We start from the raw sequence: 23,965 nt of genomic DNA on the forward strand, positions 1-23,965 counted from the left end.
CGTATCGGACAGAGCGGACATGGCTCTATGCCTTGACGATCCGTGGCGACTGGATCCCCCTGCTGGCGCAGGCATTGCGCGTATCCACGATCAGGGGGCAGGCGTCGGCCAGATATCGATAATCGATCGCGTCATGGTCGGTGACGATCAGGGCGGCATCGCAACCAGCCAACTCATCCGCCGTCAGCGCCAGGGACGGCCGTCCCGCCAGTTCCGGATATTCCCGGGTGGATGGTATGACGGGGACCAGCGGGTCATGGAACAGGACCGTCGCCTTGCGCATCTCCAGCAGGCGCATGATCCGCAGCGCCGGGCTTTCCCGCGTATCATCGACATTCTTCTTGTAGGCCACACCCACCACCAGGATGCGCGCACCATTCAGTCCCCGCCCCGAACAATCATCCAGGGCCCGGGCCAGCAGGTCGATCACGTGGCCCGGCATGCCCGTGTTGATTTCCCCCGCCAGTTCGATGAAGCGGGTGGAAATGCCATAGGCATGGGCCTTCCAGGTCAGATAGAAGGGATCAATGGGGATGCAGTGCCCGCCCAGACCGGGACCCGGATAGAAGGGCATGTAGCCGAACGGCTTGGTCTTGGCGGCGGCCACCACCTCCCAGATATCGATGCCCATGGCGGCGTAGACCAACTTCAGCTCGTTCACCAGGGCGATATTGACGGCCCGGAAGATGTTTTCCGTCAGCTTCACGGCCTCCGCCGTGGCCAGGGACGAGACGGGGACCACGCTGGAGACAATGCGCTGATAGAGCGCCGTGGCCACGCGCAGGGCGTCGGGGTCGTCGGCGCCCAGCACCTTCGGGATGCGCTGCGTGTCATAGTCGGGATTGCCCGGATCCTCGCGCTCCGGCGAATAGGCCAGGAAGAAATCCTGCCCGCAGACCAGTCCGCCTTGTTCCAGGATGGGGCGCATCACCTCTGCGGTCGCCCCCGGATAGACCGTCGATTCCAGCACCACCATCTGTCCCCGCCGCAGATGGGTGGCGATGGTTTCAGTGGTGCGCGCGACGAAGCCCATGTCCGGCTCGCGGTGATGGGTCAGCGGCGTCGGCACGCAGACCAGGATGATGTCGGTATCGGCCAGCCGGGAGAAATCGGTGGTGGCATCGCAATGTCCAGCCGCCCGCAGCCGTTCGACCGCCCCGTCGCCGATATGGCGGAAATAGGAGCGGCCCGTGCGGATATGATCGATCTTGGCCGGGTCGATGTCGAAGCCGGTGACCCTGATACCGTGATCGGCGAAGGCGATCATCAGGGGCAGGCCCACATAGCCCAGGCCGATCACGCCAACATGGACGCTTTGCGCAGCGATCCTGTCCACCAGGATGTCGGCCAATGGGGAACCCGACGCGGGAGAACTGTCATAGACCATTGTCCGGTATCCCACAGGGTCCTTGCGGTTTGCATGGCGCAGCTACTTTTGATGGCGAACCTACAGGGGTCCGGACATGAAAGTGATCATATTGTTCGGTTCCGGCGAACGGAATAGGAACCATGCGACCAGCATTGATGTTGCACACCGCAGCGGCCGGAGTCCATCTTTTGGCAGGGGGGCGGCACCCCGGGCATAGGTGCCCGAAACCAATATGTTCCCAGCCGCGTGGCCACGGCGGATCAGTCCTGCGAGCGGCAGGCGCCGACGGTTCATCCCCGCCGCCTTCATTCCTCCGGGCCAACCCGGACATACAGAATCCAGGTTTCCGTTTCCTCGCGCCTTTCGAAATGGGCTGACAGAGAGGGGGCGAACCTTTCATGGGCGGCCCTTGTCAGTTCCGGCGAGGAGGAGAACCGGGTGGGGACCAGCACGTAATCCGCATCGTCCAGCATCTCCGCCGTGGGGCGGGGTGGGGCGGTCGGTTCCCAGAACAGGTCACCGCCCTTGGGCGGCGGATAGCCCAGCATGAAGGGCAGCGGATTGACGCGGTCAAGCACCCGTATCCGGCCCGGCGGATAGCGCCCGGAGGAGAACAGCGTCACCGCCTCCAGCAGGCTTGCAAGATAATTGGTCTGCGGCCGCAGGTCGGCCGCCGCTTCCTTGCGCAAGGGCACCGCGATGCCGCGCGCATTGGTCGCTTCGACGATCAGCAACCTGTCGGACGGCACCGCGAGCAGGAAATAGGCGGCGAATGTGCTGGCCGCCGTCAGGGCGATCAGAGCCGGCGCCATCAGCAGGATGGCAGGCACCAGCCACCCCGATGGGCCGCGATAGGGGCCCAGGGCGTCATAGAGCAGGAACATGATCACCGCCCCAAGCGGCAGGCCCTGGGGCTGCGTATTCTGGGCGAACAGCATGACGCCCGCCCCGATCAGGAACAGTGCGACCAGCGGCAGCCCTGCCGCCGCCCGCCCCTGCCGCCACAGCCAGACCGCAGTGACCAGGCCTGCGGCATAGATGGTGATCTCAAAGCCATTGCCGAGCACGCCATCCACCAGCAGGCGCTTGGCCTCGGTGCGCGGCAGGCCCGACATGACCGCCCAATGCAGATCGGCCAGATAGCCATGACTGTGCGGGGCAGCCGCGTTTCCCGCCGCCAACAGCCCGGCGGCGATCCAGGCCCGGCGGTGGGCGCGGACATGGCCGCTGACGATCATGGCCAGGGCCAGGGCGCTGATCCCGACCAGGAAGTAGGTGACCTTCACATAGAACATCGCCAGCAGCAGCAGCAGCCCGCAGGCGATGTCGATCCCGGTGCCGGCCCGCGACGGGCGGGGGGGAACGAACAGGATGAGGCAGAGTATGGCGATGGCGCTCCACCCATAACGATTATAAGCCATGCCGAAGGTGAAGGCGCCAAAGGGCTGGCCGATATTGGTCGGCATCAGTGCCGGCAGCGTGACGGACAGGATGAAGACCAAGCCCGCCACCAGGGGCAGACGCCGGCCCGTGACCGCCACGGCCAGGCCGAACAGGCCCAGGACCGCCAGCACCTGCCCCGCCAGAAAGGCAAAGGGCGAGAAGCCGACAAGATGGAACCCGGCCCAGGTCAGCAGGAAGTTCAGCGGCCCCACGGCTTCGTGGAAATCCACATGCGGCACGTGGCCGGAATGGAGCTGCCAGGCGCCGGACAGGTTGAACAGGAGGTCCAGCACATTATGATCCGCCCGCATGATGTCCCGCGACATCAGCACCCAGGCGGCCAGCAGCAAGGGCAGGCCGGAAAGCAGGATGAGCGGCACCGGGGCGGCATGCCGGTACAGCATGCGCGCCAGCAGGCCGGCCCTTGCGCCCTCCACGCCCCCATCCAAGGCTGTCATCGGCTTACCCCCTCATTGCGGCGGCATCGCCCGGTGTGGCGAACGTCAGTTGGTGCCTTCGACCCAGGCGATATAGGCACCGACATTCAACGCTTCCTGCAGCATCACCCGCAACTGTTCGCTTTCCCGCTCCGCAGCGGCGGCGTCCGCCGGCCATCGGGCGATCACCCGTTCAAGCCGGTCCAGGTCGATCAGGCGACTGGCGGTCGGTGATCGCCGCAGCCGTTCCAGCTGCCCCGGCAAGGATGGCCGTGCCCGGCTGAGATGGGCGAACCATTCGGGATGCTGTTCGCCGCGCCGCCTGTTCTCGGTCACCATGGCCGGCACATTGGCGTCGCGCAGCAGGCGGCGGGCCAGCCAGCGGGTGGTGCCATTGCGCAGATACTGGTCTTCCGGAATGGCCAGACAGAACTCCACCAGCCGCAAATCGCCCAGGGGGGCGCTGTTGGAGATGCCCTGGAAGGCGCGCAGGCTGTTCATGCCATCCGGCCGTCTTCCCCGATTGCGGCAGATGGCGGCGATGCGGAAACGCCGGCTGTCGGGCGACAGGATGAACAACGGATCATTGCCCCGCTGCCGCCGCCGTTCGATCATGCCGAACTGTCGTAACGTATCCGGGGTCAGCCCGCATCCGGCCAGCAGGTCGCGCTCACGATACGGGGTTTTCAGCAGGGGCCGGACGACCGAATGCCAGGTCAGACCGGCCAGCCGGCGCGGGTGGCCCCTGGATGTCAGCAGAAGCTCGCGGGCCAGACGCAGCCAGTTCCCCTGCCTGAGCAGATTCGGCAATCCGCGCAACCCGTCCCAGGTGAGGCTGAGATTGCCAACTGCGCCCGTCAGATAGTTGGTGGCCCCAAGGGCTGCCGCCCGGCGGGCCGGTTCGTTCGCCCAGGTGATATGGGTCGCCATCCGAAAGGGGGCGGCACCGGCGGCCATCAACGATGTGCAATCCGGGCTCCAGTCAGCGTTGGCGGGTGGTACCAGGAATTCAGCCTGCAAACCAGGAAAGGCCGCCGCCAGCGCCTCCACATAGGGTCGTTCGTCGATATAGAAGCCCCTGGACGGTGGCGTGGGCAGCCCCGGTTCAGGCACGATCGTCAGGTAGGGGATGGTCGGTACATTGCGCAATGTCGACACCGCAAGACAGGCACTGTCCAGGCCGCCACTGCCCATGATGGCGCTGTTCTCCCCCCGCATGCGGTCGGCCACCGCCTGATCCAGCAATTCACGGGCGCGATCGACATAGTCCTGGTCCTTGCCCAGCCGGATGCGGCGTTCGGGGTCGAACCGGTGGAACACATGGCAGATCGTGTCATCCGCCGTCAGCAGCACGCAGGTGCCGGGCCGGACCTTGCGGATATCACGGTAGAAGGTCGCTTCATCATCGCCATAGTTCATGGCCAGATGATCGGCGACGAACAGTTCATCGACGGCGCGCGGCACGCCCGGCATGGCCAGCAGGTCGCGCAGGGATGTGGCGAACAGCACGCGGTCGGACCCGCGCCAATAATAGACGGTGCGCATGCCCATGGCATCACCGGCCAGCATCAGCCGGCGTTCGTCACCGAACCAGGCGGCCAGCGCGAAATCGCCCAGCAGGCGGCCGGGTGCCTCCACGCCCCACCGTTCCACCGCGCACGCCGCGAGCCGGATGTCGGCATGGTCATGGTAGGGGGACAAATCCAGGGCGGATGTGATGCTCCTGCGGTCATCCAGCCGCCCGGCGAAAGCCACGCCCCCCCGTCCATTGCGGATCGGCATGAAATCCGGAGGCAGATCGCCGCTCCCATCGCGACCGAAACCAACATGGCCGGTGAAGCTGTTCGTCATACGATCCCCGTCACGGCGGGTTGGTCCATGGCCGCACCCGAGAGCCGACACCCCCCTCCGGCGAGGAAAGGCACGGGCTGGCTGGTCGTCAGGGCACCGGGAGCCAAAGGGGGAAAGACCGGAGCAGGCGCCTCAGCTGGTCGAGCCGTTGCCATCGGAGACCGGACCCGAGGTCGCCACGGTGCCGGCTTCGACATCCAGGATGGAATAGGTGGGGCGGCGCCAGACAGGAAGGTCCGCCTTGCTGCCTGCCGGCTTGAAGGGGACAGGGTTCTCCTGGTCGCTCATGGCACGCTCCGTTCAGAATATCCATGAAGACATATCCCCGGTCACCGGCAAATGCCAGTGATTCTGATGTTGATCAAATCGACCCGTTCTGAAATTCATGTCGCGGCCGCACCCACGGTGCCGGAACACTCAGGGGGACAGGTTGAACGCCAAACTCGAACATTGGGTTGCCGCCGAGCATCTGCGCCCCGACGCGGTTTCCGGATACCGGCAGGCGATCCACCAATCCTCCGGGCGGGCGGCGGTGATCGACAATCTGCTGTTGCCGGACAAGCTGGCCGCCTTGCGCGGGCTGTTCGCCGGTGATGGCCGGTTCGAGCCGACCTACGGCCTTTTCAACCGCCATCCTCACGAAGTGCCCGAGGATGTGTTCTGCGCGGCACCGGAGACGGAGCGGTTCTATCAGTACCGGAACTTCCGGGGCCCAAGCGTCGGAAGGGCCATGGCGCCCGGCATGGTGCACAATGCCCTGTTCACAATGCTCAGCCGCACGGGGGCGTGGCGGGACTGGCTTGCCGACATCCTGGGCGAGCCGCTGGCCAGGCAGACCGGCATGCATGCGCGCATCATGGGCAAGGGCATGTTCATGAAGAACCATGATGATGATGCCCATGGCAGCCTGTGCGCGGTATTCTATGTCAATGCCGGTTGGGAACCGTCCTTTGGCAGTTGCTTCGTGCAGAAGGACCGGGAAAAGACGGTGATTGAAGTGGCGCCGCTGGCCAACCGGTTGCTGCTGTTCAGCCCCCGCAACGGATTGAGCCACGGGGTCATGCCGATCACGGATGCGGCGGGTGACTGGGAACGCTGGAGCTACAGCCTCTGGTATGGAAGCGAGACCGACGGCGTCCACGCCTGACGCTCCCCGTCGAGGTCAGGCAACAAGCGTATCATAGCCAAGTTGCCGCATTGCCGGGCCATGGTCCGCGACGATGCGGGCGGCCTGCGCCGGTGTCATCTCCCGGTGCCAGCCGCCGGCCATGCCGCGGCGGAAGAATGGCGCCGTGGCACCTGCCTGCCGCTCCCTGAAGCCATGTGCCTGTTCCTGGGCCCGCAGCGTCTCGAACCGCGTGGCCGCCACGCTGGCCCTCACCATGTCCGCGTCATGGGTGATGCCCAGATGGTTGGCCAGCATCCGCAACCCTTGCGCCGGATCGGCCAGCAGATCCTCATAGCGCAACAGCAGAACGGGGATCTCCGGTTGTTCCAGCCAGGACCGGACATGGCTGGACCAGTCGCCCAGGGGCTGCACGAGTTGCCGGCGCGGCCGGTCGCCGGATGCCGAGAGGGCTGCATCCGGGTCGGCCATCAGGGTGATGACGCTGTCCACCGTGGCTCCCCGATGGTGCGCGAAGGAAACGGCGACATCGCGCGGGTCACGCACGATGTAGACGGCGCCCCGGCTGACCGCAGCCGGGAAGACAGCCTCGCCGGTCCGCGTCCGCCAGAAAAAATCATGCACCTTGCGCAGCTTCAGGCCGGGACCGGTTTCCAGGGCGATGGCCCTGTTCAGGGCCGGCCGCACCGCCGCCTGTTCAGCCGGAAACAACTCGCCGGACTCCACCACCAGCAACTCGTCCAGTTCGACATGGCTCGCCAGTCCCGCCTCGTTGCCGACGGAATTGATATTGATGGCAGCCCCGCCCCGCAGGAGGCTCAGCAACATCAGGCGCACCCAGGTATTGCCTGATTTCGGGTACGAAACGATCCAGCCCATCGTCCGTGGATCAGTCGCCGGTTGCATCCCCTGCCCCGCCCCGCACCGTGGAGGTAACCAGGTCGGCCAACAGGGCCGGATCGACGGCACCTTCGGGACGGACCAACTGATAGATGGGAACCAGTGCTGCCAGCCGGACCAGATCCTGGAACAGCCCGATCCGGCGCCCAACCCGCCGGCCCAGCCGGGCGCGATACACCAGTTCCTCCATGGGGGTAATGGCAGCGGGTCCGGACAGGCGGTAGATGACGGGCGCATCCAGCCGCTTGTCGATGCCAATGCGAACCACCGCCCCCAGCGGCCTGGGTGCTTCGCCCGAACCGCTGGCGGCCAGAACCCGTTTGGGATGGTTGGGACGTCCCGTTTCCAGCCTCTCATGCGACAGGCCCAGCAGGCGCACCGCATCGGGCCAGAGCCGGACCCGGGCCGGACCCGGCGTGACCATCACCCGGTCGTCCTGAAAGCCCAGGCAGCAAATGTCGTCGGTGACGAGGTCGTGCCCGAGTACCGACAAGGCGCCGGCCAGCGTGGATTTTCCCCGACCCGATACGCCCGCCATGGCGACGGCGACGTCATCGATCATGACGCAACTTGCATGCAGCGGCAGCACGTCACGCTGATGCAGGACGGCGCCGGCCACGGCGCTGAACAGGAAGGTTTCGACGGTGCTGGTTTCGGCGGTGCTGCTCTGGTCCAGGATCAGATCATTGCCCCCCCGGATCAGGAACCCCACAATGTCGGGGATGCGGACCAGAACCGTGCCATCGTCCCCGATCTCCACGAAGGGGCTGGCCCAGATCGCTCCCGGTAACCGGTCCGGTACCGGACCGCGCCGCAGCGTCAGATCGGGCACGCTGCTTCCGGTCATCACCGGCAGCGACGGCAGCGCGACCTCCGTCCGCAGTCTGAGACCATAGAACAGACGGTCGTCGCCCCGGACGGGCGGCGGTGGCCTCGGCGGATGCATGGAGGGGCCCACGATACTCTATTGACTGGTCAGCGCAACGTCAGCGGCATCGACCGCCTGAATCAGATCCAGATCCTGCAATTCCGTCAGGAAGGCCGTCACATCCGCCAGGATCACGTCCGGATCACCCTGGAAGCGCTGCCCCAGATCGTCGCAGAGGCCACGGATCGTCTGCGGCTGCTCCAGGAGCTTCCACAAGATCGAGCCGACATCGTCAAGGCCGACATATTGGCCCCGGATCAGGCCCATCACGATCACCTCGCCGTCGACCGCCGCGGTGATCTGCTCGGGATGCCAGGCCACGATGGTGTCGGGCATCAATGCTTGGGGGATCGTTACGGACAAGGGTTCCGCTTTCATGGTCGGGACGGGCGCATACCACAGCATTCATATCGAACGCTTACCGGTGTATCCACATGTTTACGGCGAAACGCCGGTCGGCGAAAGTACCGCCCGGACAGGTCAGGCGCTGCACCGAATGCGGGGCGATGGAGGGAAAGGCCGCGAGCCGGTTGTGGTCGGGCGTGATGTCCCTGGTCGCCGCACTGCCCAGGGCGTGAAGGCGCAGGGCGCCGCCGGTGAAGGCCCGGGGGCGGCGATGCAGATAGAGGACCAGCGTCAGGACACGGGGATTGGGGCGCTTGTTCACCACCACGAACGTATCGACATGCTGTTGGAAATGGGCACCGTCGCCATGGGCCGCCATTTCGATCTCGACCTGGGTGGCGGTGAAGGCCGGTATGCCGAACAGGGTTTCCAGCATGGGTTTGGCGGCCAGGGCTGCGTCCGTCATGAGGGTGTGGAAAGGCCCAAGATGGTTCAGCACCGACACCTGCCGGATGCTGGCGTCCACCATGATCTTCCCACTGTGCAGAATGGAGCCCGACCGGAAGCGGCCCTCATTGGCGATGGCATGGTGGAGCAAGGCGTCGGCCATGTCCGGGGGCAGCCAATCCGGCTGAGTATGGTGTGGCAGGAACCGGCCGGCACCAGCCGGCGGTGGTTCCTGCGTGACAGGCGCTGGGATCATGTCATGAACACGGAGATCGGTTGATAATGGGGCATCTGCTGTCCGCCGGTCACGAGCCATCCCCGACACCGGCTCCAGGCATGTGCGATCACGTTGCCGCCCTCATCCCTCGCCACGCCGAAATGGACCTGGACCACATGGCCGCGACGGCGCAGCATCAAGGCGGCCGCGACCGCCTGCTGCAGGCAGACGGCCCGGAACGGGGCGACCGAAGCGGCGCGGCGCACCGCGTCGCCGACAAGAAGGATACCGGGCACCACCGGCGTTTCATTGCCGTCATTCCCCGCCATCCCGTTCCCGCGTTCCAGCCGCAGTCCCAGCCAGCGCATGGCGATCCTGAAAGGCAGCAGGGCCAGGACGGCCCGGCTGACCGCCAGCAAGGCCAGCGCTTCAACGCCGAGACGGAGTTCGAGTGCAGGCAGGGCCATGCCCCGCCGGAAACGACGGGCGTTCATGGCGTCCCATCCCCGGGCGCGGGGGCCGCCGCATAGCGGACGACGGTCGGATAAAGCCGGCGACCGGCCGTGAAGTCAAGGTAGCTGTCGTCGCCCAGACGATAGGCCTCCCTTATCCAGTGGGCCATCGTCTGCTGCACCCGGATACGGGTGCCCGGCTTGGAGGGTTCAAGTCGGATATGGGTGAAGATGGCAGCCTCTAGCGCGGCCTGTCCGGGCTGGAAGGTGAAGCGGTCGGACGGGCCGCAATGGATCTCATATTCCGTGCAGCCGCGCTTGATGAAGACCGGGACATCGCCGCCCAGCCTGGGATGCTGATCGACCGCCTCACGGACGGCGTTGTAGGCGGCGCGGGCAGCGTCCAGCCCATGCGCGTAGAAATAGCCGCCATAGATGCCCGACGTATGGGGCACCGCCGCATCCAGCCCGCACTTGTAGGTGAAGGGAAGAGCATGGCCGACGTCGCGCAGGGCGACCAGTTCGCGCAGACTGCGTGGCACGGCCTTCACCTTGAAGCAGGTCGCGCAGCCCGCCGGCACCTGCTGCTTGCGATAGACATGGTTGAACATGACCCCCATGTAGAAGCGGCAGTTCCGGCTGGCATCCCGCCGCTCCCGGACCCAGTTCGACGGTGTGCCGTCGGTATCGGGGCGCAGCCACGTGCCGTCATCCTGCGGGCGAAGCGCGCCTGCGGCCACCGCTTCCGCCAGGCTGTCGGCCACGCTGCGGCCCGCGACGACCTGGGTCAGCACATCCTGGGCATCGGTCATGGAGATGCAATCCTTGCCCGACGCGGCGCCATTGCCGGCATGATGCGACCTTGAAAATCCTTTCTGAGCATTTCCTTGATACTGGCTTTCCCAGATTTGACCAAGTTGCTCATACCGGTTTTATGGTACAGCAGCCGGCGCGGCTGTGGCAAGCTTGCGCCCGGATCGCCGGCGGGACCCGGTTCTTCTCTCGCAAGGGGCTTGCCTTGATGCAAACCGCAGCCGAGCGCTGTTGGGCCGGGCGCCGGGTCATGATCACCGGGGGAATGGGCTTCATCGGATCGACACTGGCCCGCCGTCTGGTATCCCTGGCTGCCGATGTCACGATCCTGGATAATATGACGGCGTCCCACGGGGCCAATCCGGTCAACATCGCCGGTATCGAGGATCGCCTGCGCCTGGTGGTGGCCGACCTGCGCGATGCAGACGGTCTCGACCGTCTGGTCAGCGACCGGGACATCATCTTCAACCTTGCCGGTCAGACCTCGCATCTGGAATCGATGGCCGATCCGTTCACGGACCTGGATGTCAATTGCACCGCGCAGTTGCGGCTGCTGGAGGCCTGCCGACGGCACGCGCCCGGCGTCAAGCTGATCTACAGCTCGACCCGCCAGGTCTATGGGAAGCCCGACCGGCTGCCCGTCGATGAAACGCACCCGACCCGCCCGGTGGATATCAACGGCATCAACAAGCTGACGGGCGAATGGTATCACCGGCTCTATGGGAAGGTGCACGGGCTGCGCACCGTCGTGCTGCGCCTGACCAACACCTATGGGCCGCGCATGCGCATCAAGGATGCCCATCAGACCTTTCTCGGCCTCTGGATACGCCAGGTGCTGGAGGGGCAGCCGCTGGACGTCTGGGGCGGGGACCAGCTGCGTGACTTCACCTATGTGGATGATTGCGTCGCGGCCCTGCTGGCCGCCGCCGACAGTCCGGCGGCGGAGGGCGGCATCTATAATATCGGGGGGGACCGGGCGGTCCCGCTGGCCCTCTTGGCCCAGCTGCTGATCGTCGCCAACGGGAGTGGGCGATACAGGGAGACCGATTTCCCGCCGGATCATGCGCGCATTCATATCGGGGATTATCAGGCCGATGACAGCGCCTTCCGCCGGGTGTCGGGCTGGGCCCCGGCTGTGCCGCTGGAGGAAGGTCTGCGGTGCAGTCTCGACTATTTCCGCCGTCACCATGCCGACTATGTCTGACGGGAAAGTCATGGACACAACCCTTCCCCAGACCGATCCGGGGGCGGCCTGCCAGGAGCTGCGGGCGGAGATCGATGCGGCCATCGCCCGGGTTCTGGACAGCGGCCGCTATGTCCTGGGCGGGGAAGTCGAGGCTTTCGAGCATGAGTTCGCCGCGTGGCTGGGGCTGGATCATGCGATCGGCGTGGCCAGCGGCACCGATGCGTTGGTGCTGGGCCTGAAAGCAATGGGCATCGGCCCCGGCGACTGGGTGGCGACCGTGTCCCATACCGCCGTGGCCACCGTTGCCGCCATCGAACAGGTCGGTGCACGGCCGGTCCTGATCGATATCGACCGGGGCCACGGCATGGACATGGACCATCTGCAAGCGGCATTGCGGCTTTATCCGGTGAAAGCCGTCGTGCCGGTGCATCTTTACGGACAGGCGGTGGCGCTGGATCGGCTGGAACGGATCGCGCAGACGCACGGCCTCTCCATCCTGGAGGATTGCAGCCAGGCCCATGGCGCCCGGTTCAACGGACGACCTGTAGGCCGGTTCGGCACGATGGCTGCTTTCAGCCTCTACCCCACGAAGAACCTGGGCGGCATCGGCGATGGCGGCGTCATCGCCACCGGCGCGGCCGGGCATGCGGAGACGCTGCGCGCCCTGCGCCAATATGGATGGGATGCGGTGCGCACAAGCCGCGCGCCCGGATTCAACAGCCGCCTGGACGAGATCCAGGCGGCGATCCTGCGGGTCAGGCTTCCCCGGCTGGATGCCGGCAATGCCCGCCGCCGCGCCATCGCGGCGGCCTATGACCAGGGGCTGACGGACGTGCCGGGGCTGGGGCTGCCCTGGCGGCGGCCGGGTGCGGAACATGTGTTCCACCAATATGTCGTGACCCATGCGGCGCGCGATGCCATGCGGGCGCGCCTGCATGGCCAGGGCGTGATGACGGGCATCCATTATCCCTGCCCCGTGCATTGCCAGCCAGCCTATCAGGGCCGTGTCGCGCTGGGGCCGGGCGGCCTGCCGGAAACGGAACGGGCCGCCGCATCGATCCTGTCGCTGCCGATGTTCCCGCAGATGACCGACGCGCAGGTATCACGGGTCATCGCGGCGGTGGTCGCCGCCGCGCACCACTGAGCGCACGACGAATTGCGGCTTCCCGCCCAGGGTCAGCGCCAGCCGACCGATATATTCGCCGATCACGCCCAGAAGGCAGAACTGTGCGGCAGCGATGACCAGCAGCAGGGCGGCCAGCCCCGCCCCCGCCAGTGCCGCCAGCAAGCCCGCAACCAGGCTGACCAAGCCCAGAACCATGCCGGCGCGCAGCGGCGCCACGGAGAAATTCACGGCCAGCGACAGCCACAGCCGCGCCAGGCGGCGGAACGTGTAGTTCGAGCGGCCGCCGGCCCGTTCATGGTGCGCGACCTGCACCGTGCCGATGCGGTTGGTCACCTGCATCAGCAACCCATCGACATAGGGGTAGGGGCCGCGATAGGCCAGGATGGCCTGGACTGCGAAGGCTGACAGGCAGCGGAAGCTCGACAGATAGAGACCCGCCGGCTTGTCCAGGAGCTGGTCGGCGCACCAGTTGGCAAAGCGGCTGCCCAGATTGCGCCAGGGCGCGTGCCGCTTGTGCAGGTACCGGGTGTAGATGATGTCGTGACCGGTCCGCCTTGCCTCCTCATACAAGCGCACCACCTCTTGCGGCGGGTTCTGCAGGTCGTCATCCATGGTGATGACATGGCCGCCGCGGGCCTGGGCCAGCCCGGCCATCACGGCGTTATGCTCCCCGAAATTGCGCGCCAGATCGACCAGTGTCACCGGCACCGGACAGTCGCGGGCCAGGGCGTTGCAGACGGAAAGAGAGCCATCCGCGCTGCCGTCATTCACCAGGATGATCTCCAGGCCGCCGGCAACCGGCAGCCCGGCCAGGGCCTCGACCAGCCTGCCAACGGTTTCCGCACCATTATAGACCGGCACGACGATGGACAATCCGTAGAGGCTGCTCATGGCTTCACTGCCACGGCCAGGATGGAACTGCCCAGGGGAAGGTCAAGGCCGAGCCGGATGAACCAGCGCTCGATCCCCAGCAGCCGCCGCAGGGCGCGGTCCAGCAGCCCTGGCCAGGGCTTCACGTCGCTGGTCCTGCTGAGGGCCGCCAGCCGCCAAAGCGCCAATGCCGGGAGCAGGACGGCATTCCAATGGGTGATACGGTGCAGCCGCAGTCCGGACTGTGCCAGCAAGGCCGCGACATCGCGGCGGACGAAGCGGCGGATATTCTGGACCCTGTGATCGTGCATCGACTTCATCCACTCATAAGCGGGCAGATTGAGGATCAGGACACCGCCCGGCATCAGGCTGCGGGCGCTTTCGGCCAGGGCCGCGCGCGGATCGGCATCGCGGTGGCAGAGAATATCCGCCGAAATGATCGCGGCCAGGCTGGCATCGGCGAAAGGCAGACTGTTGACGGTGCCACGGACCAGGCATCCGGTCCGGCGGCGGGCGGCGTGATCCAGGGCCGCCGGCGCCTGGTCCAGCCCGATCAGCGGGCGGCCGGGTACGGCCTCCGTCAGCAGGGGCAGCATCCCGCCGGTCCCGCATCCCGCATCCAGCACCGGGCCCGGCGGCGGGGTGGCCGCCCGCAGGGCTTCTGTCATCAAGGCGCGGGCGCCATGGAACCACCACATGCGATCCTCGGTCGCCGCCAACAGCGCATATTCGCGTTCCTCCACCCAAGGACCCCCCGTTCCATGCGCCCGCAAATCCTTGCCATCCTGTATGAACCGGCCCGTGCGGGTGGTCACCATGCTTTTGGCAAGGGGCGGTGACGTGGCCGCCGCGCACTTTCCCATGGGGGTGCCTGCGTGATCCCGGATATGGTGTGTCCGCGCGACGCCACCCGGCATGCGCGGACACTGACCCGTAACGGACCCGAACCCATGTCTGCCCCTGCCGCACCATCACCGGCGATGCCCCCGACAGCGCCGGAGGCTGATTGCGCGGTGGCGTTGCTGATGATGCCGTTCGGCCCCAGCGACCGACCCTCGCTGGGGCTGTCGCTGCTGGCGCAATGCCTGAAGGATGCGGGCATTTCAGCGCGCTGCTTCTATCCCAACCTGGATTTCGAACGGCGCATCGGCGCCACCCTTTATGGCGACCTGGGCTATGATCTGGCCCGCATACAGGCCGGGGAGTGGCTGTTCTCCCGATTTCTCGACCCGGTCGGGACGCCGGACGATTTCATTGCCGCCATGGGCAGGGGACGCATCCGGCGCAAGCCCGCCTTTGACCGGCTGGCCAAGGCGATCCCCGACCTGCTGGCCCAGGCCGGGGCGCTGCTCGATGACTGGCTGGCCATGATCGGTCGGCTGCGCCCCCGGGTCGTGGGCCTGTCCAGCTGCTATCAGCAGCATCTGGCCAGTCTGGCGATGGCCAGGCGGATCAAGCAGGCCTATCCCGACATCCTGGTCGTCCTGGGCGGCACAAATTGCAACGCCCCGATGGGCGAAGAGAGTTTCCGCTGCTTTCCGTTCCTGGATGCCGTGGTCTGCGGCCCCGGCGAGATTGCCTTCACCGATCTGGTGAAACAGCATCTGGCCGGGGAGCGCCACATCGACCTGCCCGGCCTCTTCTTCCGTCCTGCCGATGGCATCGCCATCATGCCGGCGATGCCGGTGGCGCCGGAGCCGGACCTGGACCGGCTGCCGATGCCGGCCTTCGATGATTTCATCGCGGTCTGGAACCATCCGGCAGTCCAGCCCGCCGGCCTGTCCCTGCCCATTGAGGCGTCACGGGGCTGCTGGTGGGGGCAGAAGCATCATTGCGTATTCTGTTCGGAAAATGCCCATTCCATGCGTTACCGGTCGAAATCCCCCGATCGTGTCCTGGCGGAATTCAACTGGATGCTGGATCGCTATCCGGGCAGCCGCATCTGCGGCACGGACGAAATCCTGGACATGCGTCTGATCGACAGCGTGATGCCCCGGCTGGCGGCCCGCACCGACGAGCGGCGGATCTTCTTTTCCGTCAAGGCCAACCTGCGCAAGGCCCAGTTGGCCCAGCTGGCTGCCGCCGGCGTGACCTCCCTGCAGCCGGGCATCGAAAGCCTGTGCGACGACATCCTGGGCCCCATGCGCAAGGGCGTCACGGGATTGCAGAATATCCAGCTGCTGAAATGGTGCCGTGAACTGGGCATCGGTACGGTCTGGGGCATTCTGTGCGAGTTCCCGTTTGAAAAGCCGGAATCCTATGCGCGGATGGCCCGGCTGGTGCCGTCATTGACCCATTTGCAGCCGCCAAAGGTGACCAGCGTCTCCCTGCAGCGCTACAGCCCGCTTTATGCCCAGGCCGAACGGTTCGCCATAACGGGTATCGTCCCCCATCGCAGCTACCATTGGATCTACCGGTTGGACAAGGACAGCCTGGAACGGCTGGCCTATCGTTTCGAACGCCCATCGGCAGGCGCAGTGGCGGCGAACAACTATACGGAAGCCCTCCGCCGGGAGGTCGATGCCTGGAACGATGCGGCCGGCCAGTCCTGGCTCTTCCAGGTGGAGGACAGGGGAACCCTGCTGGTCGGCGATACACGCGCGGTCGCGACACGCCGCGTCCACCGCCTGGATGGTGCCGCCCGTCATCTGATGCTGTTCTGCGACCAGGTGCAGCCCCGGCATGCGATCATGCAGGCTTTGACCGATGCGGGATTCCCGGTAACCGACGCGGAACTGACGCGAATCTTGGGCGATCTGATCAATGACCGCCTGCTGGTCGAGGATAAGGGCCGATATCTCAGCCTGCCGGTGCGGGCCGGACGCCGCTACCTGCCACCGGCACCCCTCATGTCGGTGGTTGTCGCCGAGGGGCGGGCTCGCAGACGCTGAAGCAGGTGGCATAATGCGCGGGGCGGCATCATATAGGTGGTGCCTGTCAATGCGATGAGGTATGGCGCGGCAGGGTATGTCCAGTGGGGAGTCCATCGATGCACAGGGCCTTCAGAGAGCAGGATGCTTTCCGGTCCCTCTGCGGGTTGATCGGCTGTGAACTGGCGGCGGCGCCCTTTCCGGAAATCGCGGACCCTTGCGCTCTTCTCCTCCTCGCGCGCCGGCATCGGCTGCTGGATTTTCTGGACAGGGTTCCAGGCGCCCCACCCGATGTGAGGGCGGCGTTCCAGTTGCAGGCTCTGGCAGGACTGCGGCAGACCGCGGCCCTGATCGCCATCCTCAAGGTGGCCCAGCAGCGGGATCTGCCGATGATCGTCATGAAGGGGGTGGCCCTTTCCATGCTCCTGCATGGCGATCCCTGCCGGCGTGGGTCAGGTGATATTGATCTGCTGGTATCACCCGACCGGTTCATGGCGGCCGCTGAACTGCTGCTGGAGCTGGGCTATACCCTGGATGCGGAGGGGCCGCCGCTATGCGTTGTGGATGTCGGAAACCACCATATCCGCGACCTGACATTCATCGGCCATGGTCAGCGCATCGAGCTTCACCGCCGCCTGTACGAGCTGAGCACGCGGCTGCCGGACGACTTCGAGACATTATGGTCGCAGCGCACTGAACTGACGCTGGGTTCGGTGCCGGTTGCGACCCTCGGCCCCGCGCATCTGCCGCTTTATCTCCTGGTCCATGGCCATGGCCATGATTGGGAGCGGCTGCGCTGGCTGCTGGATCTTGCGCTGCTGTTGCGGCAGCCTGGGGGAGTGGAAATACTGCGCGAACAGGCCCGGCAATACCGGCTTGAACGGGCCTGCGGCCAGGCGCTGGCTCTGATCAGCCATCTGTTCGGCCCCCAACCGGGTTTTCCCGCCGCAGGGATCGTACCTGTCCGTCCCTTACGGATGATGATGGCCTATGGTACCGCGCCGACAGCGCCACCGAACGGCAGGGCTTGGGTCAGTCAACGGTTGGGACATAAATGGCGGGATTACCGCCTGCATGATGGCCTCGCCGATTTCCTGTCGGCCGCATCGCGGGACATGGCGGCCAGTTCAGGGGACATGACCCTGTTCCGGCTTCCACGTGGACTGATCTGGCTTTATCCGTTTCTGCGACCCGTCGGCGTCCTGTGGCGGAACCTGCGCCTCCCCATGGGCGACAGACCATGAACACCGTCTCGTCTTGAGCAGATCATCGGCGGTATGAATATCAACCCTGTCCCACAAACGGCCCTTTGACGGTCACTGCCCGAGTTGTCCGCCTATCTCCCTTTACAATGACTTTCCGGACAAATAGATTATCGGACGAGTTTGCGGACAAAGGGCGGACGGGGATGGCCGAAATCGGGTATGCGCGCGTCTCCACCAACGAACAGGACCTCGCGCTCCAGCTCGACGCCCTGGCCAAAGCCGGTTGCGCCCGTGTCTTTGAGGACAAGGCCTCAGGCGCCAGGACCGACCGGCCCGGCCTGGCGACCGCCTTGGCCTTTCTGCGGGAGGGCGACGTGCTGGTCGTCTGGAAGCTGGACCGGCTCGGCCGGTCGCTCCCCAACCTGATCGAAACGGTCACGACGCTGGAGACACGCGGCATCGGTTTCCGGTCGCTGACCGAATCCATCGACACCACCACGCCGGGCGGGCGCTTGATCTTCCATATCTTCGGAGCACTGGGGCAGTTCGAACGTGACCTGATCCGGGAACGTACCCGCGCCGGCCTGGACGCCGCAATCGCCCGCGGGCGCCGTGGTGGACGCAAACCCGTTGTCACCGATGACAAGCTGCGGCGGGCGAAAGCCCTGATCGCGCAAGGACTGACGGTTCGAGAGGCGGCCGCCAGGGTCAAAGTCGGAAAGACCGCTCTCTACGCAGCCCTTGAAAAGGCTTCCGATTAAGAGACAGGCGGATAAGGTCGCTGTCGCCCCACGTTCGTGCGAACCGGACAATATGATCACTTTCGTGTCCAGACCCCATCATCGCTTTGTGGGACAGGGACAAGTGCCTATATCTTGCCCTCGTCCCCGTTCCAACCCCGCCGGGAGCCCTTCCCGACCATGCGCTTCCTGTTTGATGCCCTTTCCGCCCGGTTGACCAGACGGGTTGCAGTACCCCCACCGCGCTCCGGCCCGCCCTCTGTCCCTGACGGGCTGCGTGTCTATGCGGTCGGCGATATCCATGGCGAAAACAGACTGCTGGAGAGGCTGCTGGAGGTGATCCGCGCCGACGCGGCGGATCATCCGCCGCAAGCCACCATCGTGATCTTCCTGGGCGATTATATCGACCGGGGGCCGGACAGCCGGGGCGTGCTGGACATCCTGACCGGGAACCCGCTGCCGGGATGCAAGGTCCATCATCTGGCTGGCAATCACGAGGCGGCGCTGGTGGATTTCCTGGGCGGGCATGCGGGCGGCATGGACTGGCTGGCCTTCGGCGGCATGGAGACGGTTGCCAGCTATGGTCTGTCGCCCCCCCGGACGCCGAGCCCGGCCCTGCTGGCCCGTCTGCGGGCGGAACTGCCGGACAGGATGCCACCGGCCCATCTGGATTTCCTGCACAGGCTGGATCATTCCTGCCATATCGGGGATTACGGTTTTGTCCATGCCGGCATCCGGCCGGGCCTGGCCTTTGCCGACCAGAGCCCCGTCGATCTTCTGCGCATCCGCGAGCCGTTCCTGTCCGACCCGCGGCCGCATGACCGCGTGATCGTCCATGGGCACACGATCACCGCCGCCCCCGAACAATTGCCCAATCGGATCGGCATCGATACGGGTGCCTATGCCACCGGGGTGCTGACGGCGTTGCGGCTGGTGGGCACCCAGCAGGATTTTCTTCAGGTCCGGCGCTGACCGGTGTGGCGGCGCAGTTCTTCTACCAGGGCCAGGGCCATGAAGCGCGGCACCGTGCGCGCATAGCGACCCGCCAGCCGGCGCGGTTCGGACAGCAGCCGGAAGGCCCATTCCAGACCGATCCGCCGCAGCCAGCGGGGGGCCTGCGGCTTGGCACCTGACAGGAAATCGAAGGCGGCACCGACCCCGCACAAGAGCGGAGCCTGCAGGTGGGGCCGGTTGCGCGCCATCCACAGTTCCTGGCGCGGTGCGCCCAGGGATACCCAGACGATGTCCGCCCGTGCGTCGTCGATCAGCGCCCGGTACGTCCTGTCCGCCGCTTCATCCCAGGTGCCCATGGGGGGAGAGAAACTGCCCGCGATCAGCAGGCCTGGATATTGATCGGCCAGTCTGCGCGTCAGCCGGCCCAGCACCTGCGGGGTGGAGCCGAAGAAGAAATGGCGCAGCGGCCGCACCGTCGCGGCGACACCATGGGCCATCATGGCTTGCATGAAGTCCGGCCCGTAGACACGCCCGCCGGGCAGGCCGCGCCAGCGTTCCATCCAGACGAGCGGTATGCCGTCAGCCCCGACAAAGCCGGCACCGGCCAGCGCCTGGCGGAAAGCCGGATCGTCGCGGGCGGCCAGGATGGAGCGGGCATCGGCATGGCAGAGATAGGTCCGTTCACCCCGGCGCAACCATTCCGCCGCCAGCGCCACGGCGTCGGGCAGGGTCAGCACATGTACGGGAACGCCCAGGATCGGTGTCGTGGGCGGTGGGGAAACGGTGGCGGTCACCAGGCCCCCCGGCCCCGCAGCACCTCGACGGCCGTGCGCGCCAGGATATGGATATCGAGCCAGATCGACCAGTTGCGCACATAATAGCCATCCAGCCGTTCCATCTCCGTCATCGGCAGGGCGCTGCGCCCCGACACCTGCCACAGGCCGGTGATGCCCGGCCGCACCTTGCGGCGGAGCGCACAGGCGGCGGGCGTCAGCGCGTCGAGATGATAGTCGGGCAAGGGCCGGGGGCCGACAATGCTCATCTCCCCCTTCAGCACATTCAGCAGTTGCGGCAGTTCATCGATGCTGAACCTTCGCATCAGGGCCGCAATGCCCGGGACCAGCCGCGGATCGTGGCGCAGTTTCAGCGTCGCCGCCCATTCGGCGCGGGCAGCGGGCGATTCCGCGAGCAGGGTGGCCAGACGCGCCTCGGCATCGGGATACATGCTGCGCAGTTTCAGCACCTGGATCGACCGGCTGTTCAATCCTTGGCGCTGCTGGGCATAGAAGATCGGGCCGGGCGACAGAACCAGCAAAGCCAGCACGAACGGCAGGCAGATCAGCGCCGCCAGGGGCAGCAGCAGCAGCACCAGCAGCAGATCCATCACCCGCTTCACGGCCCGGTTCCAGGGCAGCAGCAGGTTGCGCTGCATTTCCAGCCCCAGCTGTCCCCCCAGATCGCGCGACGCGACCCACTGGCTCTGCGTGTTGGTCAGACCGCAGGCCAGCACCACCTTGCGGAAAGGCAGCCGGTCGGCATGGGCCAGGACCGACAGGTTCAGCCCGTCGGAGGTCAGCAGGGCCAGATTGACGCCGGGCGGCGCCGATGACGGTGCCGTGTCCGCTTCCAGGACGGGCACCCAGCCGAGCTCGGGATGGGTGTTCAGTTCCGCCAGCAGGCGTGCCCGCTCGGACAGCGGTCCCAATACCACGACCGGCGTTCCCCACAGGTTCCGGCGGATAAGGAAATGACGCACCAGCGCGTCGCCGATCGGCATCACGATGACGGCCAGGGCGCCGGTGATAAGCAGGATGCCACGTGACCATTGCCCCCCCTGCGCCACATGGTCGAACAGCAGCATTGAGGCGAAGAAGGTGGCGGTCACCGTCACCCGTGTCCGTAGCCGTTCCACGCCGACCCGGCCATATCCCGGCGTCAGGCCGGCAGCCATGTAGAGCAGGGGAAGGAACAGGACCATGATGTGGATGCTGTGGAAGAGGCTGGGAATGATCCCGATGGGCATCCAGACGGCCATTTCCTCGCGCAGCATCGTGGCCAGGCTGGTCAATATCTGCAGCAGGATGCTGTCCGCGACAATGATCAGGAACGGGACCAGCAGAGGATGCCCTTCCGGGCGATGCAGGGCAATACGGCCAGCACCTGCCCCCGCCAAGTCCTCGATGGCGGTGGCAGGAGGCTCCACTCTGGACTCCAACGATATGTCGGCAGGCATCCGTACCCTCATCCCGTCAGCCAGACCGTCGACATCACGCAGGCGGGTGCCGCGGGAGCCAACATGCTCTTGTCGCCGGAAGTATCGATTTTCCAACGCTTCTAATGACTTGGCGCATCGTCAGTTTGTTCGCGCCAAGAATATCTTGCCCAGGACAGCCGTTGCAATAAATTTATGGGCACCATCGCTAGGAAAAGTTGTGATCTTTGTCTGGCAGGAAATGGATGGCGCCTTCAATTTATGGGTTCGGAGCGGTCCTTGTTTCACGGCAATAATTCCCGATCTGCCTGATCATGCATTTCATATTCCGGCATGCCCCGATATCCGGCGATATTCCTTTATGTGGCAGGGCCCGTGGGTGCCGCCGGACGGTTGATCCTGTTGCGCTGTCGCCTGTCCGCCGGCCCCGACGAACAGTTCTTCAATGAATTGACAGGCGCCTGTCCTGTATGGTGGCTTCATCATCACCCTGTTCCCTTCAATCTGACTTTGGTGCCTGATGTCCGCTTGTCGCAGAATTTCCGGCCTGCTCACCGGGTTGGCTATCATGTCGCTGATCCTGACCGGCTGTCAGCAGACGGTGGGAAGCTTCCCCGACGAACAGGCCCCCGCTGCCGCCATCAATGCCACCGAGGGTTACCAGCTGGAGCCCGGCAACCGTGTCCGCGTGACCGTGTTCAACGAACCGTCACTGAGTGGCGATTTCACGCTGGACCCGATCGGCAATATCAACATGCCCCTGGTCGGCAACGTCCCTTCGGCCGGACTGACCGGTAAGCAGCTGGCTGCCCGCATCGAGGAATATCTCTCCCGCAACCGGTTCGTGCAGTCGCCCAATGTCTCGGTGGAGGTTCAGACCTTCCGTCCGTTTTATGTGATGGGCGAGGTCAGGCAGCCCGGCGAGTTCCAGTATAATTCCGGCATGACGGTGCTGAGCGCCATTGCCCGGGCCGGCGGCTATGATTACCGCGCCCGCACGGAGGAAGTGGTCCTGGTGCGTATGATCGACGGCAAGCAGGTCGAATATAGCGCCAATGAACGCACCCCGATCCTGCCCGGGGACATCATCAAGGTGCTGGAACGGCGGTTCTGAGCGGTCTGCCGCGTACAGGCTTGCCAGTCCGGGCAAGGCTTGCGGCTTGAGTCAATGACGGAATGCGCGTAAGTTGTGCCTGAGAAAATTTATCAAAGGTTGAAGCCATGCGCGTGGCCCGTTCCCTTCTGCTGACGTCCGCCCTGTTGGCTTCCGCGCTGGCCATGCCGGCTGTCGCCCAGCAAGCGACATTGGCAAGCACCATGGCGGCATTGCCGCCCGCGCTGCGCGCTGCGGTACAGGCCGGGAATGGTGCGGCGGTACAGCAGGTCATCCAGACCCTGTCCGCCGGCAATACACAGCGGCAGGGGCAACTGGCGTCACAGGTCGTGCAGGCGGCCGAGCAGCTGCTAGCCACAAATCCGCAGGCCGCCATCAATACTGCCGGCGCCGCGCTGGAGATTGTCCGGACGACTGCGGTTCAGACGGGCGCGCCGCAGCAGACGGAAACGGTGGTGACCACCGCCGCCCGCATCTTCGTGAACCCGGCCGCCATTCAGGTGGCGCCGACCCAGGTCGCCGGTCTGGCCGGCACCGCCGTTACGGTGGCACAGGCCACCGGTAACCCCACCGTTGCCGCCTCCGTGGCCAGTCAGGCCGTCAGCGTGGCGGAACAGGTCGTGGCCTCCAACCCGGCGGCGGCCGTGCAGCTGGCCGCGACCGCCGTGCAGGCGGTGCAGTCGTCCACGGTCCAGAATGCCGCCCCGACCCAGAGTATGGCGGTTGCCACGGGTGCCGCCCGTATCGTCGTGCAGCCGGCGGCCCAGCAGGCCTCCCCGACCCTTTCCGCGACAGTCGCCACGGGGGTCACCCAGGTTGTCAGCAATCCAACCGTGTACCAGACGTCGCCGGCCGCCGCCGTGCAGGCCATGTCCAATTCCTACAGCACGGTGACCAGCCAGACTGTTTCGGCGGCGGCCCCCGCTGCCGCACAGACGGTGACGCAGACCCTTAACCAGGCCAGCACCAACACCCAGCTGTCACAGTCCAATTCCGCCAATGCGGCCCAGGTGAACGCGATCCTGGGTGGACAGGCCGTCACCCAGCAGCCGACGACGCAGACCGCCGCCACCACCCAACAAAACACCACCCAACAAAACACGACGCAGCAGAATACCCAGCAGCCGCAGCAACAAGAGCAGAACAACAACAACAACAACACGCAGCCTGTTGTCGTGGAGCCGCCGCCGGTCTTTACCGCCAGCCCGAGCTGACCGTCTGCCGACAGACATCCAAAGCCCGGAGATGCGGCTGGCATCTCCGGGCTTTTTTATTGGCCGATATCCTGGAATGGTTCGCGGTCGTGTCCGGTGGCATGGCTCACGCGGGCACGTGATCACAGGCATGCGAGGTGTCAATC

General features: G+C 65.7%; 23 protein-coding genes. 9 read left to right on the forward strand and 14 right to left on the reverse strand.

From position 1 onward, the window contains the following. Window positions 1-25: 25 nt before the first annotated feature. From AC1Q7F_RS28410 to AC1Q7F_RS28425, 4 genes are all read right to left on the reverse strand, one after another. A complete protein-coding gene (locus AC1Q7F_RS28410) occupies window positions 26-1,387 on the reverse strand; it encodes a nucleotide sugar dehydrogenase (protein ID WP_492511930.1) in 1,362 nt (453 codons plus the stop codon). Between the two features lie 287 nt (window positions 1,388-1,674). Next, window positions 1,675-3,270: a hypothetical protein gene (locus tag AC1Q7F_RS28415; RefSeq protein ID WP_492511931.1), complete on the reverse strand. Its 1,596-nt coding sequence runs from the start codon at window positions 3,268-3,270 to the stop codon at window positions 1,675-1,677. A 45-nt stretch (window positions 3,271-3,315) separates the two neighbouring features. Beyond that, window positions 3,316-5,100 carry an asparagine synthase-related protein gene (locus tag AC1Q7F_RS28420; protein ID WP_492511932.1) on the reverse strand — a complete coding sequence of 595 codons (1,785 nt, stop codon included), beginning with the start codon at window positions 5,098-5,100 and terminating at the stop codon, window positions 3,316-3,318. Between the two features lie 132 nt (window positions 5,101-5,232). Next, window positions 5,233-5,388, reverse strand: coding sequence for a hypothetical protein (locus AC1Q7F_RS28425; protein WP_492511933.1), 156 nt, complete (start codon window positions 5,386-5,388; stop codon window positions 5,233-5,235). A 142-nt stretch (window positions 5,389-5,530) separates the two neighbouring features. Between AC1Q7F_RS28425 and AC1Q7F_RS28430 the strand changes: the two genes are divergently transcribed. Further along, window positions 5,531-6,247, forward strand: coding sequence for a 2OG-Fe(II) oxygenase (locus AC1Q7F_RS28430; RefSeq protein ID WP_492511934.1), 717 nt, complete (start codon window positions 5,531-5,533; stop codon window positions 6,245-6,247). 15 nt (window positions 6,248-6,262) lie between these two features. Here the strand turns inward: AC1Q7F_RS28430 and AC1Q7F_RS28435 are convergent, their stop codons facing one another. The 6 genes from AC1Q7F_RS28435 to AC1Q7F_RS28460 all read right to left on the reverse strand — a co-directional run bounded on the left by AC1Q7F_RS28435 (window position 6,263) and on the right by AC1Q7F_RS28460 (window position 10,327). Further along, window positions 6,263-7,132: a sulfotransferase domain-containing protein gene (locus AC1Q7F_RS28435; RefSeq protein WP_492511935.1), complete on the reverse strand. Its 870-nt coding sequence runs from the start codon at window positions 7,130-7,132 to the stop codon at window positions 6,263-6,265. Continuing rightward, window positions 7,116-7,973 carry a serine kinase gene (locus tag AC1Q7F_RS28440; RefSeq protein WP_492511936.1) on the reverse strand — a complete coding sequence of 286 codons (858 nt, stop codon included), beginning with the start codon at window positions 7,971-7,973 and terminating at the stop codon, window positions 7,116-7,118. Before AC1Q7F_RS28440 ends, AC1Q7F_RS28435 begins: the two co-directional genes overlap by 17 nt. Window positions 7,974-8,090: 117 nt before the next feature. Beyond that, window positions 8,091-8,390, reverse strand: coding sequence for a PqqD family protein (locus tag AC1Q7F_RS28445; protein WP_492511937.1), 300 nt, complete (start codon window positions 8,388-8,390; stop codon window positions 8,091-8,093). 82 nt (window positions 8,391-8,472) lie between these two features. Next, entirely contained in the window at window positions 8,473-9,102 is a 630-nt protein-coding gene (locus AC1Q7F_RS28450; protein ID WP_492511938.1) for a 2OG-Fe(II) oxygenase, read from the reverse strand. Continuing rightward, window positions 9,099-9,557 (reverse strand): lasso peptide biosynthesis B2 protein, encoded by a 459-nt coding sequence (locus AC1Q7F_RS28455; protein ID WP_492511939.1) that lies wholly within the window; start codon window positions 9,555-9,557, stop codon window positions 9,099-9,101. Before AC1Q7F_RS28455 ends, AC1Q7F_RS28450 begins: the two co-directional genes overlap by 4 nt. Further along, the gene (locus AC1Q7F_RS28460) at window positions 9,554-10,327 is read right to left on the reverse strand and encodes a hypothetical protein (protein WP_492511940.1); all 774 of its coding nucleotides are present in this window, start codon (window positions 10,325-10,327) and stop codon (window positions 9,554-9,556) included. The genes AC1Q7F_RS28455 and AC1Q7F_RS28460 overlap by 4 nt, the downstream gene beginning before the upstream one ends. A gap of 251 nt (window positions 10,328-10,578) precedes the next feature. Between AC1Q7F_RS28460 and AC1Q7F_RS28465 the strand changes: the two genes are divergently transcribed. Continuing rightward, window positions 10,579-11,532, forward strand: a complete 954-nt coding sequence (locus tag AC1Q7F_RS28465; RefSeq protein WP_492511941.1) for an NAD-dependent epimerase/dehydratase family protein — start codon at window positions 10,579-10,581, stop codon at window positions 11,530-11,532. Window positions 11,533-11,542: 10 nt separating this feature from the next. After that, window positions 11,543-12,658, forward strand: coding sequence for a DegT/DnrJ/EryC1/StrS family aminotransferase (locus AC1Q7F_RS28470; protein ID WP_492511942.1), 1,116 nt, complete (start codon window positions 11,543-11,545; stop codon window positions 12,656-12,658). Here AC1Q7F_RS28470 and AC1Q7F_RS28475 read toward each other — a convergent pair. Then, complete coding sequence (locus AC1Q7F_RS28475; protein WP_492511943.1) at window positions 12,617-13,531, reverse strand: glycosyltransferase family 2 protein; 915 nt, start codon at window positions 13,529-13,531, stop codon at window positions 12,617-12,619. The genes AC1Q7F_RS28470 and AC1Q7F_RS28475 overlap by 42 nt on opposite strands. Then, window positions 13,528-14,373, reverse strand: coding sequence for a class I SAM-dependent DNA methyltransferase (locus AC1Q7F_RS28480; protein WP_492511944.1), 846 nt, complete (start codon window positions 14,371-14,373; stop codon window positions 13,528-13,530). The genes AC1Q7F_RS28475 and AC1Q7F_RS28480 overlap by 4 nt, the downstream gene beginning before the upstream one ends. An 87-nt stretch (window positions 14,374-14,460) precedes the next feature. Between AC1Q7F_RS28480 and AC1Q7F_RS28485 the strand changes: the two genes are divergently transcribed. From AC1Q7F_RS28485 to AC1Q7F_RS28500, 4 genes are all read left to right on the forward strand, one after another. Further along, entirely contained in the window at window positions 14,461-16,401 is a 1,941-nt protein-coding gene (locus AC1Q7F_RS28485) for a RiPP maturation radical SAM C-methyltransferase (RefSeq protein WP_492511945.1), read from the forward strand. A 98-nt stretch (window positions 16,402-16,499) separates the two neighbouring features. Beyond that, window positions 16,500-17,624, forward strand: coding sequence for a nucleotidyltransferase family protein (locus AC1Q7F_RS28490; protein WP_492511946.1), 1,125 nt, complete (start codon window positions 16,500-16,502; stop codon window positions 17,622-17,624). Window positions 17,625-17,788: 164 nt separating this feature from the next. After that, a complete protein-coding gene (locus AC1Q7F_RS28495; protein ID WP_492511947.1) occupies window positions 17,789-18,346 on the forward strand; it encodes a recombinase family protein in 558 nt (185 codons plus the stop codon). 159 nt (window positions 18,347-18,505) lie between these two features. After that, complete coding sequence (locus AC1Q7F_RS28500; RefSeq protein ID WP_492511948.1) at window positions 18,506-19,297, forward strand: metallophosphoesterase; 792 nt, start codon at window positions 18,506-18,508, stop codon at window positions 19,295-19,297. Here the strand turns inward: AC1Q7F_RS28500 and AC1Q7F_RS28505 are convergent. Together AC1Q7F_RS28505 and AC1Q7F_RS28510 are read right to left on the reverse strand one after the other, a co-directional pair. Further along, window positions 19,282-20,073 carry a WecB/TagA/CpsF family glycosyltransferase gene (locus tag AC1Q7F_RS28505; RefSeq protein ID WP_492511949.1) on the reverse strand — a complete coding sequence of 264 codons (792 nt, stop codon included), beginning with the start codon at window positions 20,071-20,073 and terminating at the stop codon, window positions 19,282-19,284. The two genes, AC1Q7F_RS28500 and AC1Q7F_RS28505, sit on opposite strands and share 16 nt — an antisense overlap. Continuing rightward, window positions 20,070-21,482: a sugar transferase gene (locus AC1Q7F_RS28510; RefSeq protein WP_492511950.1), complete on the reverse strand. Its 1,413-nt coding sequence runs from the start codon at window positions 21,480-21,482 to the stop codon at window positions 20,070-20,072. The genes AC1Q7F_RS28505 and AC1Q7F_RS28510 overlap by 4 nt, the downstream gene beginning before the upstream one ends. Before the next feature lie 577 nt (window positions 21,483-22,059). On the opposite strand from AC1Q7F_RS28510, the gene AC1Q7F_RS28515 reads away from it, so the two are divergent. Together AC1Q7F_RS28515 and AC1Q7F_RS28520 are read left to right on the forward strand one after the other, a co-directional pair. Then, the gene (locus tag AC1Q7F_RS28515; protein WP_492511951.1) at window positions 22,060-22,605 is read left to right on the forward strand and encodes a polysaccharide biosynthesis/export family protein; all 546 of its coding nucleotides are present in this window, start codon (window positions 22,060-22,062) and stop codon (window positions 22,603-22,605) included. A 113-nt stretch (window positions 22,606-22,718) separates the two neighbouring features. Beyond that, complete coding sequence (locus tag AC1Q7F_RS28520; protein WP_492511952.1) at window positions 22,719-23,819, forward strand: hypothetical protein; 1,101 nt, start codon at window positions 22,719-22,721, stop codon at window positions 23,817-23,819. Window positions 23,820-23,965 lie beyond the last annotated feature (146 nt).

The organism is Niveispirillum sp. GW835-FHT14G11 (assembly GCF_058793615.1).